Genomic DNA, 15,387 nt, shown 5'->3' on the forward strand with positions numbered 1-15,387 from the left:
TTCAAACCTGTGAAAGTAAATGTAAGGCGTACATATTTTCTATATTTCTTTTTAAATACACTAACATTAAAACATCTTTTTCATTAAATAATTTCTCGCCAATTTTTCTTAAAAAACCGATAACAGCAACATGTCTATTGTCTACTTTTAAGTACAATGCCATTTCATCTTCATAACAATTTTCTCTTAAAAATACTTCTTTATAATGTGATTGTTTTTGAAGACACATGGCTTTATTGTTATTGAGCAACTGAATGGCATGCTGTGTATCTATATTTTGAGGGTGTAGTGGATCAAAGTTTTTATATAGATGTAAATATTCATTTATCGTATGAACCTCGATGTTAAAAAGTATAGGTGTCTTTAATTCATTATTTGACAGTTCCCAAAATAACAAATGATGATAACCGAGATGTTGGTTTAATGTATGTAACAATTCATGTTTAAAGCTCTCATTACTTTGTTTCACATTCATATTGGAAATATGATAACTCGCCTTAAGAATTTTTTCTACATCACCTTCATAAAACATGAAAACACCTCATTTCTCTATTAAGCACTTATATTCTATTTTGAGAACAATTATCCTTTTGGGTAATATAAATATTTTAGAATATTCAGTACATTGTGGTTGTAAGAATAATTCTACATGAGGTGATGATATGAATTTACAGGAGTATGCTTCATATGACGGAATAGGCTTAGCAGAACTAGTAAAATCAAAAGAGGTAACACCACAAGAGCTCAAAAATCTTGCGTTAGAGGGAATCAAAAAAGTAAATCCATCTATTAATGCAGTAGTCAGTGTGTTAGAGGAGCAAGCGGACAAAGCCATTGAAAAGGTGGATAAAAATGCCCCATTTGCAGGTGTTCCGTTTTTAATTAAAGAGCTTGTCTTACATGCGGAGGGCGTCCCACATAGTATGGGGAGCCGTATAGGAGAAAATACAGTAATACCTGTAGATAGTGAGTTAATGGTGCGTTTTAGAAAAGCCGGTTTAATTTTAGCGGGGACTACGACAACGCCTGAGTTTGGTTATAATGCAGCGACTGAAGCAGTTATTTATGGTGCTACACGAAATCCATGGAATTTAGATCATAGTCCTGGTGGTTCGAGTGGAGGGTCAGCAGCCGCTGTGGCAAGTGGTATTGTACCAATTGCTCATGCGAATGATGGTGGCGGTTCCATTCGTATTCCCGCATCCTGTAGTGGGCTAGTGGGATTAAAGCCGACGCGTGGACGAGTTCCTACTGGGCCCTTCAATAGTGAGCCTTTAAATGGGATTGCGATTGAATTTGCTGTGACCCGTACAATTCGTGATACGGCGGCTTTACTGGATCAAGTAGCTGGCCCAGATTTAGGGAGCTATTCAAAATTAGAAGTAACCCATGCTCCGTACGGACAATTAATTCATGAAAATGTTCGCCCTTTAAAAATTGCATGGACAACTGAAACAAATTCTGGCGCATTTGTAGATCCAGAATGTATAGAAGCTGTTCATAAAACCATTCAAGTTTTAAAGGACTTAGGGCATGAAGTAGTGGAAGCACGTCCGAAATATGAACAAGCGACATTTACAAAGGCTACGGTCGATATTTGGACAGCCAATATTTATAAAATGATTAAGGGTGCGGCAGAGGGGACAGGTAAAGCAGTTTCTCCGGATAATATTGAAGCGGCTATTTGGAAATGCTATGAATATGGTAGTAATTTAAAAGCATCCGAATTATTAGATGCCATTAATATCAATGCACTTGTTTCACGTCAAGTAGCAGGCTTTTTTGAAGACTACGATATTTTATTGAGCCCAACAATTGGCACACTGCCTGCTAAGATTGGCGAATTAAATGCGAATAATCCTAACATTTCAGCAGTTGAATGGACGGAGCAAATTTTTACCTATGCGCCATTTACCAATTTATTTAATGCTACTGGGCAGCCTTCAGTATCATTGCCTTTGGCAGAAAGTCAATCAGGTTTACCAATTGGTCTACAAATGACAGGTAAATTTGCCGATGAATTAACATTATTACAGCTCGGTAGACAATTAGAAGAAGCCATGCCTTGGAAAGATCGTAAACCTGCTGTACATGTAAGTACAACACAGCCTCAGCCAGCAGTATAGATGAGCATGAACGCACCCAGTCATGACAAAGTGTAGACGGGTGCGTTTTCTGTATTCTTTAAATCATACGTATACACTACGACAAGAAACAGGTCTTTCCCTCATCGACCAATTCATATACATAAAGTAAAAACTAATAGGAGTAGTGATTATTGGACAAACAACATCACAGGTATAGATGGGTTGTGTTTGTTGCTGTATTGTTTACGTATTTGTTAATGGCCAGTCAACGAACTGCTCCGGGGTTAATTACTGACCAATTGATGAGGGATTTTGGGGTGACGGCATCGACGATTGGGCTATTGACGAGTATCCAGTTTTTTGTGTATACGAGTTTACAAATTCCGATGGGGGTTTTAGCTGATCGATTTGGGCCAAACTTTTTTCTTATTATGGGTGCTACCCTAACAGGGCTAGGTACGATTCTTTATAGTTTAGGGACACATGAATTCGTCCTATTTTTTTCTAGAATACTTACTGGTGTAGGGGATGCAACCATTTGGGTGAATATGGTGCTTATTTTGGCACAATGGTTTCAGAAGCAGGAATTTGTGCGTTTAATTGGCTTTGCAGGGATGACTGGGAGTCTAGGTTTCTTATTGGCGACGGTTCCCTTTGCTACTTTGATTTTTTTATTTGGTTGGAGAATTTCATTTTTTTCAACGGGACTCTTATTATGTGTATGTGGTGTTCTTCTTTATTTTGTACTTGTTAAAAATACGAAACGTATCTTTTCGGCAAAAGCGAAAGTTGAAGCTGAGGTAGTGCAACGTGAAAAAACATCTGTTTTATTATGGAGAATATTTTCAAATCGACAAGCTTGGGCTTTATTCTTTTGCCATTTCGGGGTTGTTGGGGGATATGTAGGCTTTATTAGTTCGTGGGCTGTCCCCTACGGAATCAATATGTATGAGATGACTCGTTCAGAGGCGAGTCAGCTAATTATGATTGGTCTTATTGGAGCACTTATCGGGGCTCCCTTAACGAGTTGGCTAGCTGGCCGGTTAGAAACGATTAAGAAGCCTTATATAGGTGTTCAAATGGCTGTTTTATTGAGCTGGTTATCCTTTCTCTTATGGAAGGGGCATCCGTCCCTAATTCTTCTTATTATACTATTCTTCATCATCGGCTTTGGATATGGAGCAAGTGCCTTAACGTTCGCGGCTGTTCGTCAAACTTTTCCTATCACTGAATCTGGTATCGTTTCTGGTTTTGCGAATACAGGAGGCTTTTTAAGCGCTGCATTACTACCGATTATTTTTGGCTATGTGTTGGATTATTTTCAATCGACTTCAGGTTATTTAGGAGATGGGTACTATTATGGATTTATCACCCCAGTTGTATTTTCAACCATTGGCTTGATAGGAGTATTGTTATTGAAAGAAAAGTTTGTGAGAACAGGTAATTAAAACAATATCATTACTGAACTATGGCATACGAATTTGAGGGAAGACCTGTAATCTAGGTCATTCCCTTTTTTTTATACTTTGTAAATCGTGCTTGGGCTATTTTAATAGTACTGGTATAATTTAACTGAATTATTGATTCGACATATATGGGGATTTGTAACGTATTTAATATTTCGGATTTTGAAATAATTAGACATTGTACTTATTAGTAGTAGGGATATTTTTTACTCATTTTATACAAATGAGTTTTAAGTAAATGAATTATACATATTGAGTACAGCGAAAAGGAGTTATTAACAGTGATAAAAGTTAAACATTTTACTATCGGAATTGGATTGCTATTAATTTTATCAGCATGTAGTGGTGAAAAAACTGTAAAAGAAGATAATGAAAGCAAAATGGAGGCAGAAATTTTAACATTAGAAACACTTCTGAAAGAAAAAAAGTATGAGGACCTTTTAATTAAAATGGAAACAATCGATTTATCAGAATCAGAAACTGATAAGGTAAGAGCAGTGGGCACTAAATTTGTAGACCAATTAATCCAAGAAAAAAATTTCAAATTCTTGGATTCGAAATATAACAGAATGAGAATCAACTTAAATCGTGATGATTGGACTAAAGTTGTAAAGTTTGTAGAACAAGAAAAAGAGATACGATTAGATGAAATGGAACAAGCAGTTAGAAATAATGACTTTCAAAAAGTACAAGAATTATATGATCGCACAAAAGGGCTAGAAGATAATGCCGATTTTTCAGCGATGTATAATTATGCTCAATATTTACAAACTGATCAGAATTCCTATGAGGCATCGGGAGCTTTAGCACTAGCTGTTGACCCTGAATATCATGGGAGAATGAGAGAGGAAATAGTAGCAGGAATTACAAATACCTCATATGCCAGTCCATTAACCTTTGGACCAATATCTCTAGACGATTGGAATTGGATAGAAAGAGAATACCGAAATAATTTATTTAATATGGAAAGAATATCTAATGCAGAAAAAGAAAGAAAAGAAAAAATTGAAAGCGCTAGAGGGAGTAATCCTTCGCTTGGAATGACCTACGAGGAAGTATTAGCATCACTTTGGGGCGAACCTTATGATGTGAATAGAACTGTAACAGAATATGGAACTTATGAACAATGGGTGTATGGAAATGGACAATACCTTTATTTTGAAGATGGAATATTAACAAGCTTCCAAGATTAACTAATTATTTTTTTAGTGTCACTACTCCATATTATCTGTAAATGTATGAGGGAACATCTGGACCTAGATGTTCCCTTTTTTTCTTTTCCTGCAGTATCGTACAGTGACATAATCTTGCTAGTAGTTAGTCGAGTGGTTATTAAATTAAAAAACGCTATGCCAACTAATTGAATTTACGAGCTACCCCATATAAACACTTTCACAGGTATCTGGTGCAGGTTCATAGAAGCAATGGTTTTTAAATTGACCTGTGAATGGTTGACCGTACCATGTTGGGGGACATGGGGCATATGGGTTGAAGTACCAAAGGGCGTATTTGGCTGGGTGCTGACGCCAGAAGTCTAAGTTCTGTTTGGCTAATCTTTTTTCTGTTTCTCTTGCACGTTGGTAAAACATATTGCCCTTTTGGACGGCTTCGAACGAATAGTTTCCTCCTTGTACTTGATAAATGACTTGCTCGATAGTTCTCACGTCGTTGAAGTCCAAGCAAGATGCGACAGCTCGATTGACAATCACATTGCCCACGTATAACATGCCTTGCTGTCCTTCACCTTCAGCTTCAGCTCGCATCATCCTTGCCATTAAAGCAACGTCTGCATCGCGGTATTTTACTCTTGGCATTTTTACCACCTCCACCATATAGTATGAAAATGATCGAGGCGAATGTCACTTTATCTTGAAAATCACCTGTTTTTCTATGTAGAAGCAAAGAAAACACGCCATCCGTGCTGCAAAAAAAGGAGCAGGATGACGTGTTTTTATTAAAAATTCCTTTTGAAATAAGGTGTTTTTTTCAGTACGACACATACGGGAATAGCGATAATTAGCCCAACTACGTTTTGAATAATATCACCAGGAATGGATGCTAACGGTGCAATCCAGCTATTGAACATAATTGCTTGCCCGATATAATAAACGGCAATCATTACGGGCATGGATACTACAGCCCCTAAAATGTTTAAACCAATATGGTCGCCTTTATATCCCTTTGACCAGGCAATTTTACCAACGATAAAGCCTTGTAGTGCGCGTGAAATAATAGTAGTGGGTGCCCAAATTAACCAGCCGCCTACGATATCGAATAAGCCCATTCCGATGGCTCCCGCAAGTGCTCCCTTTTTAGGTCCAAATAAAATGGCTGAGATGAATAGCATGGACGTCCCTAAGTGAATCAGTCCACCTTGACCAAATGGTAGTTTAAGATTAATAAACATGGTAGCAACGAAAACAAGTGCCGCTAAAATGGCTGTAATGACTAAATCAAATGTTTTCGTGCGTGGTCTTATATAGGATGATCTTTGTATATTTTGCATCTTTATCTTCCTCACTATGATGAATATTTTGATGATTTTTACTTTAGCAAAGGACTGACTATTATGAAAGTGTCAATTTTATAAAATAGTTAGAGGTCAGTTGGAGGATATTTTCGCATCTTTCTAATTGTGATACGATGAGGTGAGTATAAACAGGATGAGTTAGGTGGAATGTATGATGAAAAAAGTGGCTGTAATTCAGGATATGTCATCCTTTGGGAAGTGCTCGCTAACGGCTGCCATCCCTGTATTATCTGTGATGGGCGTGCAGGCTGTGCCATTGCCAACTGCCATTCTAACGGCACAAACAGGGTATTCGAGCTTTTATTGTGAGGATTTAACCTCAAAAATGGACTACTTTGTGGATGAATGGAGCAAACTTGGGGCTAGCTTTGACGGTATTCACACGGGCTTTGTCACAGGTAAAGAGCAAATCGATAATATTTTCCGTTTTTTAGGCGTGTTTCACTCAACGGATACGACCTTGCTAGTTGATCCTGTCATGGGTGATCACGGTGAGGTATATAAAATGTTTACGGGTGACTTACTGGAACGTATGAAGGAGCTAGTAAAGTGTGCAGATATTATTACGCCTAATGTGACGGAATGTTGTTTGCTCACAGGCTTGTCGTTTGAGAGGTTGCAAAGCTATCAGCATGAAAGAGATTATATTCAGACACTAGAGGAGGCGGGGCAGCAGCTTCAGCAGGCCACAGGGGCACATGTCATTATTACTGGCTTAAATCCACCTGTAGTGGAGAGCAAGCGTTATGTCGGGAATATGTTTATCGATGCGAACCGTTCTTTCCATAGCATTCGTGACTATAATGGTGAAAGCTACTCGGGCACGGGTGATTTATTTGCATCTGTTATTATGGGCGGTATGATGCGTGGGCAGGATTTAGTGGAGTCCATGAAGCTAGCAGAGTCGTTTTTAGCGGCTGCTATTGAGGCGACATCCAAGGAGCAAGTGCCTCGTGAGGCAGGCGTTCATTTTGAACAGTTTTTACGGCTGTTAGTTTAGAAAGTTTTTACCGTTTTCAAACATTGTTCGTTAATTAGTAAAAAGGGGAGGAGAAGATATATGGAAATTAGGTTAGTAACAGCACAAGATGCTGAGGCATATCGTCAGTTAAGATTAGAGGGATTACAAACAAATCCTGAGGCATTTGGTTCAAGCTTTGAAGAGGAAAAAGATATGGCGCTTGAGTTGTTTGCAAGTAGACTGGAAGCACAAGGTTCTTTTACTTTCGGAGCATTTGATCAGGATGAATTGTTTGGGGTTGCTACATTGGTGCAGGAAAGCAAAATGAAGCTAAAGCATAAGGCGAGTATTTTTGCCGTGTATGTGTCTCCAAAAAAGCGAGGGCTTAGCTTAGGTAAACGTTTAATGCAAGCAATAATCCAGCAAGGGAAACAATTAGCAGATGTAGAGCAAATTAATTTAACCGTAGTATCTTCTAATGAATCGGCAAAAGGACTGTACACATCATTAGGTTTTCAAATATTTGGGACAGAGAAAAGAGCTTTAAAAATAGACCAGCAATGCTTTGATGAAGATTATATGGTTCTATATGTAAAGCCTTTGAAGTAATCAAACTTCAAAGGCTTTTAAGCGAATTTCAATATAACAATAAAATAAATATAGTAATGACCGCTAAAGAAAATGCCAATAAAGAGCTAACCATGGTTACTTTCTTTGTCAGTAACCAAATGCTTAGCGCAACAATAATAATTGATAATGGGAGTATCAGCCAAAATACAAGATTGCCCAAGTATTCAATTTGAATGGGGAATGAATCATAAAAGTAATTATAAGTAATGCCTAGCATGAAAAAAATGGTCATGGCTATATCGGCTGATACCATTGTATTGTGAGTAATCATAATCCCCTCCCATCTCAGAAATATTTATTTTTACATATATTGTATGCACGAGCAGTGCGAAATCACACGGCAGCATTCATTAAAAGAATGCTGCCGTGTTTTTTTTACTATTCCTCGTTTTTATTTAACCTTCTTATAATGACAGCTTCTAGATTTTCCATTTTCTTTTCAAATCGCACAAAGAGATAGATGGTGATGGCAATTGGGAATCCTGAATTACCAATTAGGTTTATCCACATTTGAATATTTTCGGGTGTTAGCATGACATCTTCCTCCTTCACCAATATTGTGTCTTACATATGTAAAAGTGATTTTAAGTGACATAAAATCAATATGATTTTGATTTTTAAGAACATTTGTTCTTATTTTGGTTTATAATAGATAGATGATAGTCACTTTATTTAGCAAGAAGGCGGATAGATAGGAGTGATGATGATGAAAAACGATAACTACAAGATCGAAGAGTTTTTTTACAGGAATATGGAACAGATAAAAAATCCGATTATCAAAAGTTTTTTGGCTAATGCTAAAAATCTTTATTTAGTTGAAAAAGCGATTTTATATCCAACCGATTGTAATATGAAAAGGGTTGATGAGACGTTTCAATTACATTATATAAATGTTCAAAAAATAAAATATGTCAGTAATTTAATTTATTTCTATAGCTTGGATTTTGATAAAAAAAGGAGAAGATTGCACGACCGTTTTTTATTAATTGTAGACGATGGACTATTTGAGACTGGGATGATGAGAAAGGACGAAATCATTCAAGAAGGCTTATTGGACGCTGTTGAAAATGAAGAGCTTTTTCAATCCTTGAAAGGCTTAACGGATAAGCAGCTTCAAATTTTAGAAATGATTTATGTGAAAGATTATTCGGTAAAGGCGATTGCTGAAACATTACAAACAACACCCCAAAATATATCGAATCTTCATCGCAAGGCATTACAAAAACTACAACAAAAGCTTCGTAAAGAGGAGGGATAACGGATGGACAGGGAAAATCACTATAATGAGGAGTCACTTCTATTCATCGAAAATTTTTCACCTAAAATTAAACAATGTCTCCATCAGACAAGCTATCAGGAAAGAGAAGACTTGGAACAGGAGATTAAATTAAAGATTATTGAAAAACTTGCGACAAAGGAATTTATCAATACTCCTAGCTTTTGGGATTTCTTCATTTAAGCCAAAAAAGAGCAATTATCCTTGTTCTCGGACAATTGCTCTTTCTTCATTAACCTTTTAAGAAATCCGGTTTAGCAAAGCTTGGGTTTGGATATGTGTAGAATCCTTCACCTGTTGCACGACCGAGCTTACCTTTTTCGATATACTCTGTTTTCAGTAGGTTGGCTAGCTTTTTCATGTTTTCATCACCAGTAACCGTTGCTTTTGCTTCAACAATATTATAAGCAGTGTTGATACCTACGATGTCTAAGATGGCAAATGGCCCAAGTGGTGCGCCTGTGCCAATCATCCATGTTTTATCGATTGTTTCTGGATCTGCCACTTCTTTTACTAATAAAGATTCAGCCGCATCTAAAAATGGTACGAGCAATGAGTTTAAAATATAGCCAGGTTGCTCTTTATATAATGGTAGTGGAACCATGCCGATTGCACGTGCAAATGCAACAACTTCATCGAATACTTTCATATCTGTGCCTGGGTGTTTCATAATTTCCGCTGTGTTGTTTTTCCAAATAGTATTGGCAAAGTGTAGCGCTAAAAACTTCTCAGGACGGCCCGTTGCTTCTGCAAATTGGCTAGGTAATAAAGTAGATGAGTTAGTAGCAAAAATTGTTTTTGCAGGTGCTACTTTGCCAAGGTTCGTATAAAATTCTGTTTTAATTTGGACAACTTCAGGGATTGCTTCAATTACAAGATCAGCATTGGCAACAGCTTGTGCTAAGTCGCTTTTAAATGTTAGTCGAGCATAGGCAGCATCTACTTCTTCTTGTGTAGCACCTAAGTCTTGTTGATAAAGTGGTTTCAATTTTGTAATACGATCCTGTGCATTTTTCAACGCCTCGTCGTTAATATCGTAAATGGTTACTTGAAAACCTTTAAAAGCAGATTGATAAGCAATTTGACTTCCTAACACACCGCTACCTGCGACCGTAATGTTTTGATAATTCATCGAAATTCCTCCTTTGAAATTGTTACATTAATATAATAGTGTGGATATGTAAAAAATCCTTCGTTACAACTACATACTACTTCTTTAGATAATGAAAAATCAAATGATAGCCTCTATTATTATAATGATATAAAGTTTGCGGGATGGCTCCTTTTCAAGTATGTACCCAAAATCGACTAAACATAACTGTAGAAATAAAAAAGAACAGCAACTAAGCTGTCCATGTCTTAACCATAATTCACTGTTGTAAACATCCCCCCAACACCAGGAGCCCCATTATTGGTAACGTGATGGGGCATATGACAATGGAGAGGCCAAATACCAGGATTATTGGCGAGAAATTCTATATCCCACGTTTCGCCAGATGCCACAAGGATAGTGTTTTTGGCAATTTGTGTATGACGAGCAATCGGAAAGCCATCTGCGCCAACAACATGAAATTGATGTCCGTGTAAATGGATAGGATGGTGATGCATTTGAATATTGCCAAAACGAATTTTAACGGTATCACCGAAATTTACGGGGAAGGATTTGGTGGATGGATAGCATTTCCCATTCATTGTAAAAAAATTAAATTCAGGTTTCTTAAAATTTAAAGGATACGTGCCCTTTGTAAGAGTTCCCCAAGGCAATTGATCAACTGCCCATTCCTGTAATAAACATAAATAATCTTTATGCTGTGAGAGGTTCTGTTTGCGCGGATCTTCAACAATAAGCCCTCCTAATAGCCCAGCATTATCTTGCACAGCTACATTGACATGTGAATGATACATATACGTCCCAGGTGGATTTTTTATCGTAAAGTGATAATCAAAATAATGCCCTGGTTCAATAAAAGGTGATGGTTCAATAGGTGGTACACCATCCATAGCATTCGGCACGATTAAGCCATGCCAATGTACACTTGTTTTTTCAGGTAACCGATTAATAACTCGAATACAAATACGATCCCCAGGAAAAACGCGAATGGTCGGACCAGGCGTAGAACCATTGTAGCCCCATGCCTGAATAAATAGCCCATCTACGAGCTCCCACGTTATTTCTTCTGCAATCAAGGTGAAAAACTTTGTTCCATCCACTTGAACCCTATAAGGCAAATCTGAAATACCAGGGGTAATAACCATTTAGCACCCTCCTGAAAGCTTGATTGCTACTATTGTATGTGGATGGTGATGATATATAGGACCAGTTACTTTATACCTAATTATTCATATTTATTACATTAGTAGCATATATAGGAGAGCCATGTTTTGTAAATGACCCATCATATGCTTAAATCCATAAAAATTTATCTTGTTTCCTCTTTGATCTTAGTTGTAAGTAAAAAAAAGAGTAGTTCTAATATAATAGGACAAAAATAGGTCTTTTATATAATTATTGTAGAATTTACATTTTTTTATAGAAATGCTAACTATTGATTTAGTACACTGAACTTATACATCGAAGGAGGAAATAGTAATGAAAAAAATTATGTTAGCGGGAGCACTAAGTATTGTATGTTTTACAGGAGGACTAGGCGGACAGGCATATGCACAGGAAGCAGTAGGTGTTGCAAATAGTATTCATCAAAAGCAAGCTGTTGCAGCTACTGATCAATTACAGGCGATGTCCTATCAGGATATCTATAAAATATTATTGCTATCTAAAGTAGGCTTTGAAAATAATGAGGTCACAATCGTTACAACGAAAACAAATATAACAGTGAAAATTTCACTAGATGCGATTCTTCAATCCTATAAAGATGGTACAAACCTTTATCCAGAAGGAGAAACAGAGTTTAAGGAAAACTTTGAAGAAATTAAGAAGGCATTCGGTAATGCAATTCAAATTAAAATTACGCAAACTGGAAATGGCTTTAAGAGTGAAATCTATACAGCAAATAAATGGGAAGTAATTAGTGCGGCAGATTTAAATGAAATGTTGCTAGTATTTGCTCGTGCAGATGTGGAGTTAAAGCCAGGTGGATACTTCAAGGATGCAATTGGACATTGGGCGGAGAGTTATATTCAATTGCTCTATCAAGCAGATATTATTAATGGTTCATCTGCCACAACATTTAATCCAAATGGGCAAGTGACTCGTGGAGAATTGGCAGCAATTATTTTCAGAGCATCAGGCTTAAATGTTAATGAAGATTATGAAGGACCAGCTACTTATACGGACCTTAATGGTTTTTGGGGTGCGAAAGAAGTAGCCATTTTAGAAGAGTATGGCTTAATTGATATTTACGATGGTAGTCAATTCGAGCCAAAAAAACCTGTTACACGTGAGGAAATGGCATATGTGACAGCAAGATATTTACAAGCGATGGAAGTGGATCTTTCTCAAGTAAGCAGCAACAATACATTTACAGATAAAAATCAAATGCGCAAGGAAACAGTAGAGGCTATTGGCTTATTGCAGCAATTAGGCATTTTAAATGGTACGAATGGTAAGTTTAATCCGAAAGGAAATCTTACTCGTGCAGAGGTTTCAAAAATTCTTACACTTACTTTAATGAAATTAAGTGACGAGGAATAAAAAGAACAAGCAATCCACTTTATGCTGGTGGATTGCTTGTTCTTTGTCTTTTTTCTCTTACAACTCGTAGCCTATTCAACCAGTGTATGGAAAATATAGCTTAGCATATAGCCTAAAATGAGATACATAAAAAAAGCTTTGAACGAGACATACTTAAGTTGATGTAAAATGAATTCAGAAATGCTGGCTGTGGCAATCAAACCTATAGAAATGCCCATTAAGATACCCTGTGCCTTTTCGGGTAAGGCCCAATATTGCCCAAACCAAATAAAAATACTGAAGAAAATAGAAAAGATAAAGAAATAAATAAAAAGTCTCCATAGTCTTTCACCTTGAGCAATGAGTGCGGTTGACAGAGCAAACCCTTCAGGAACATGGTGAAGAATAATGGAGGCTGTGAGAGAAATACTTAGTGCTGCATTGCCAAGTAAATTACCGACAGTAAGACTAATCGGTATAGTATGAATAATCATGGCAAGGGTTAGTAGAGAGACAGAGGGATTTTGCGCATGAGAAGCATGAAATAAAGTATCTAATAGTTGGAAAATGAAATAGCCAATAAAAATCCCAAGTATAATTCCGAATGATTGATAGATTTGAAATGAAGAAGGAATAATATCTAGAACGAGTAAGCCTACTAAAAAACCTCCGCATAATAATGACAGCCCTTGAGTTGTATGTTGAAATAGCTTAGAGAAAATCCAGGCAATTGCGCCACCTATGCTAACACTGAAAAATAGAAATCCACCAAGTATCATTGCACTCACCTGTAAAATCCCCCGCCTCATCATAAACTTAAAGTCGTTTTTCCAAATATATGCTATGTAAAGTTGAATATGCTTGTAGCAAACTTTCTTGACATGGAATGCCAGCTTTATGTAGGAAAATGGCGAACATATTAAATTGACTGAAAATTAGTTTAATTCTATACTTTTTAATAGGAAGATTATATTCATCGATTTAGCTCATAGGGGAGGAATGGTTGAATGAAGTGGGATGCAAGTTTTGATGTAGTTGTAGTAGGCTCTGGAGCAGCGGGATTGACAGCAGGTTTAACAGCAAAATTACAAGGAATGAAATCAGTAGTGATTGAAAAAACAGATCGTTACGGTGGTGCTTCTGCAATTTCTGGTGGCGCCTTATGGATTCCCAATAATCATGTTATTAAAGGTGAAGGTGTCCCAGATTCACATGAACTTGCACGCCAATATTTAGATTCCACAATAGGTGATCGTGTGCCTGAAGCATTAAAGGAAGCTTATATTACAAGAGGGCCAGAAATGCTGCGATTTTTATACAATAAAACGAATCATATGCGCTTTCGATATGCCAAAGGCTATTCCGATTATTATCCTGAAAAATTGGGCGGTTTGTCGCAGGGACGCTCCATTGAACCTCTTATTTTCGATTTAACAAAAATGGGCTCACTGGCCGATCAAATGCGTCGAGCAACTTTATCCACCAAAGGCTTTACGATGAATAGTTACGAGTTTCATAAGGTCAATATGATGACGCGAACATTCAAAGGGAAAACGACTGCGTTGAAATTAGGAGTGCGTTTAGTGAAAGCCAAGGTGACAAAGAGCGAGCCTGTAGCTCTAGGTGAAGCATTAGTAGCACGTCTTCGATTATCACTTGCTGAAGCAAATGGAGAGCTTTGGTTATCAACGGCCTTTAAAGATTTCATCACGAATAATGGAAGAGTTGTTGGGGTGATAGTTGAACGTAATGGACAAGAGCAGCGGATAGAGGCAAAGCGAGGCGTTGTCTTGTCATCAGGTGGCTTTTCACATAATCAGGCACTGCGTGAAAAATATTTGCCTGCTCCTACTAATGCTGCGTGGACTTCTTCGCCTATGGGGCAAACAGGGGATATCATTGAGCCTAGTGTGAAAATTGGAGCTACTCTCGATTTAATGGATAAGGTATGGGGAGCACCTTCTGTTATTGAGCCACAAGGACAACCATTCTTCCTTGTGGCTGATCGGGGCGTTCCAAATATGATGGTTGTAGATAGTGCAGGGCAACGTTTTGTCAATGAAGCAGCACCCTATCATGAGTTTGTAGATACAATGTACAAGCATCAGGAGGAGACGAAACAGGCTGTACCTTCCTGGATTCTTATTGATGCTGCTGCTAAAAGTCGTTATATTTTTACAGGACTGTTTCCAGGACAAGCATTCCCAAAAAGCTGGTATGACCATGGGATCGTGAAAAGTGCCGAAACGATTGACGATCTTGCGAGGCAAATGGATGTGCCAGTAGAAAGCTTAGTAGAAACGGTAGATCGTTTTAACACCTTTGCACAGAATGGTCATGATGATGACTTTTATCGGGGCGATAGTGCTTACGATAATTACTACGGAGACCCGACATTACCGAACCCTAATTTAGCAGAGTTCAAGAAAGCTCCATTTTATGCCTTGCGTCTGTATCCGGGAGATATTGGTACAAAGGGTGGATTGGTAGTGGATGAATTTGCTCGTGTTGTGAAAAAGGATGGCCAACCAATAGAAGGTTTGTATGCATCAGGTAATTGCTCGGCGTCTATTATGGGAGAAACCTATCCCGGACCAGGCGCAACGATTGGACCTGGCATGACACTTAGCTATGTAGCGACAACTCATATGGCCCATGCCGTCAACAAAATAGAGGAACCACTTTTAAAGGTATAGTGTGGACGAAGCCAAAACCCTTCCTATTCAATTGAATGGGGAGGGTTTCATGTTGATGGACTGTTCTAATACTTTCTCGCTAGGAATATAGTGGCTACTAAATAAGGGAT

The 15,387-nt window shown here is 37.7% G+C and carries 17 protein-coding genes; 9 read left to right on the forward strand and 8 right to left on the reverse strand.

Annotated elements, in window-relative coordinates; genetic code table 11:
• Position 1 precedes the first annotated feature (1 nt).
• Entirely contained in the window at positions 2–532 is a 531-nt protein-coding gene (locus KVT27_RS15400) for a LuxR family transcriptional regulator (protein WP_254636166.1), read from the reverse strand.
• Between the two features lie 130 nt (positions 533–662).
• Here KVT27_RS15400 and KVT27_RS15405 point away from each other — a divergent pair, with 130 nt between their 5' ends.
• The 3 genes from KVT27_RS15405 (at position 663) to KVT27_RS15415 (ending at position 4,746) form a co-directional block, all read left to right on the forward strand.
• The gene (locus KVT27_RS15405; RefSeq protein WP_217581577.1) at positions 663–2,126 is read left to right on the forward strand and encodes an amidase; all 1,464 of its coding nucleotides are present in this window, start codon (positions 663–665) and stop codon (positions 2,124–2,126) included.
• A gap of 152 nt (positions 2,127–2,278) precedes the next feature.
• Entirely contained in the window at positions 2,279–3,535 is a 1,257-nt protein-coding gene (locus KVT27_RS15410) for an MFS transporter (protein WP_217581578.1), read from the forward strand.
• 299 nt (positions 3,536–3,834) lie between these two features.
• Positions 3,835–4,746 carry a DUF2845 domain-containing protein gene (locus KVT27_RS15415; protein WP_217581579.1) on the forward strand — a complete coding sequence of 304 codons (912 nt, stop codon included), beginning with the start codon at positions 3,835–3,837 and terminating at the stop codon, positions 4,744–4,746.
• A gap of 180 nt (positions 4,747–4,926) precedes the next feature.
• Here KVT27_RS15415 and KVT27_RS15420 read toward each other — a convergent pair whose 3' ends face one another.
• A complete protein-coding gene (locus KVT27_RS15420) occupies positions 4,927–5,367 on the reverse strand; it encodes a cell wall hydrolase (RefSeq protein WP_025116607.1) in 441 nt (146 codons plus the stop codon).
• Positions 5,368–5,507: 140 nt separating this feature from the next.
• Positions 5,508–6,059 carry an ECF transporter S component gene (locus KVT27_RS15425; RefSeq protein ID WP_036120073.1) on the reverse strand — a complete coding sequence of 184 codons (552 nt, stop codon included), beginning with the start codon at positions 6,057–6,059 and terminating at the stop codon, positions 5,508–5,510.
• Positions 6,060–6,234: 175 nt separating this feature from the next.
• Here KVT27_RS15425 and KVT27_RS15430 point away from each other — a divergent pair, with 175 nt between their 5' ends.
• Entirely contained in the window at positions 6,235–7,083 is an 849-nt protein-coding gene (locus KVT27_RS15430; RefSeq protein ID WP_176489607.1) for a pyridoxamine kinase, read from the forward strand.
• Between the two features lie 60 nt (positions 7,084–7,143).
• Positions 7,144–7,653 (forward strand): GNAT family N-acetyltransferase, encoded by a 510-nt coding sequence (locus KVT27_RS15435; protein ID WP_036120067.1) that lies wholly within the window; start codon positions 7,144–7,146, stop codon positions 7,651–7,653.
• A 28-nt stretch (positions 7,654–7,681) separates the two neighbouring features.
• On the opposite strand, the gene KVT27_RS15440 is transcribed toward KVT27_RS15435, so the two are convergent.
• Together KVT27_RS15440 and KVT27_RS15445 are read right to left on the reverse strand one after the other, a co-directional pair.
• The gene (locus KVT27_RS15440) at positions 7,682–7,945 is read right to left on the reverse strand and encodes a hypothetical protein (RefSeq protein WP_235213695.1); all 264 of its coding nucleotides are present in this window, start codon (positions 7,943–7,945) and stop codon (positions 7,682–7,684) included.
• A 107-nt stretch (positions 7,946–8,052) separates the two neighbouring features.
• On the reverse strand, positions 8,053–8,208 hold the full coding sequence (locus tag KVT27_RS15445) for a YvrJ family protein (RefSeq protein ID WP_081936992.1): 156 nt from the start codon (positions 8,206–8,208) through the stop codon (positions 8,053–8,055).
• A 166-nt stretch (positions 8,209–8,374) separates the two neighbouring features.
• Between KVT27_RS15445 and KVT27_RS15450 the strand changes: the two genes are divergently transcribed.
• Positions 8,375–8,932: a sigma-70 family RNA polymerase sigma factor gene (locus KVT27_RS15450; RefSeq protein WP_080709099.1), complete on the forward strand. Its 558-nt coding sequence runs from the start codon at positions 8,375–8,377 to the stop codon at positions 8,930–8,932.
• A gap of 3 nt (positions 8,933–8,935) precedes the next feature.
• Entirely contained in the window at positions 8,936–9,133 is a 198-nt protein-coding gene (locus KVT27_RS15455; protein ID WP_036120063.1) for a hypothetical protein, read from the forward strand.
• 49 nt (positions 9,134–9,182) lie between these two features.
• Here the strand turns inward: KVT27_RS15455 and KVT27_RS15460 are convergent, their stop codons facing one another.
• Positions 9,183–10,082, reverse strand: coding sequence for a 3-hydroxyacyl-CoA dehydrogenase (locus KVT27_RS15460; protein ID WP_036220036.1), 900 nt, complete (start codon positions 10,080–10,082; stop codon positions 9,183–9,185).
• A gap of 227 nt (positions 10,083–10,309) precedes the next feature.
• The gene (locus KVT27_RS15465; protein WP_036120056.1) at positions 10,310–11,206 is read right to left on the reverse strand and encodes a copper oxidase; all 897 of its coding nucleotides are present in this window, start codon (positions 11,204–11,206) and stop codon (positions 10,310–10,312) included.
• A 334-nt stretch (positions 11,207–11,540) separates the two neighbouring features.
• On the opposite strand from KVT27_RS15465, the gene KVT27_RS15470 reads away from it, so the two are divergent.
• The gene (locus KVT27_RS15470) at positions 11,541–12,602 is read left to right on the forward strand and encodes an S-layer homology domain-containing protein (protein ID WP_217581580.1); all 1,062 of its coding nucleotides are present in this window, start codon (positions 11,541–11,543) and stop codon (positions 12,600–12,602) included.
• 71 nt (positions 12,603–12,673) lie between these two features.
• Here KVT27_RS15470 and KVT27_RS15475 read toward each other — a convergent pair whose 3' ends face one another.
• Positions 12,674–13,360 carry a ZIP family metal transporter gene (locus KVT27_RS15475; protein WP_233301568.1) on the reverse strand — a complete coding sequence of 229 codons (687 nt, stop codon included), beginning with the start codon at positions 13,358–13,360 and terminating at the stop codon, positions 12,674–12,676.
• A gap of 228 nt (positions 13,361–13,588) precedes the next feature.
• On the opposite strand from KVT27_RS15475, the gene KVT27_RS15480 reads away from it, so the two are divergent.
• Positions 13,589–15,277 (forward strand): FAD-dependent oxidoreductase, encoded by a 1,689-nt coding sequence (locus KVT27_RS15480; RefSeq protein ID WP_217581581.1) that lies wholly within the window; start codon positions 13,589–13,591, stop codon positions 15,275–15,277.
• Positions 15,278–15,387 lie beyond the last annotated feature (110 nt).

Source organism: Lysinibacillus sp. GbtcB16 (genome assembly GCF_019091145.1).
Taxonomy (GTDB): Bacteria; Bacillota; Bacilli; order Bacillales_A; family Planococcaceae; genus Lysinibacillus; species Lysinibacillus fusiformis.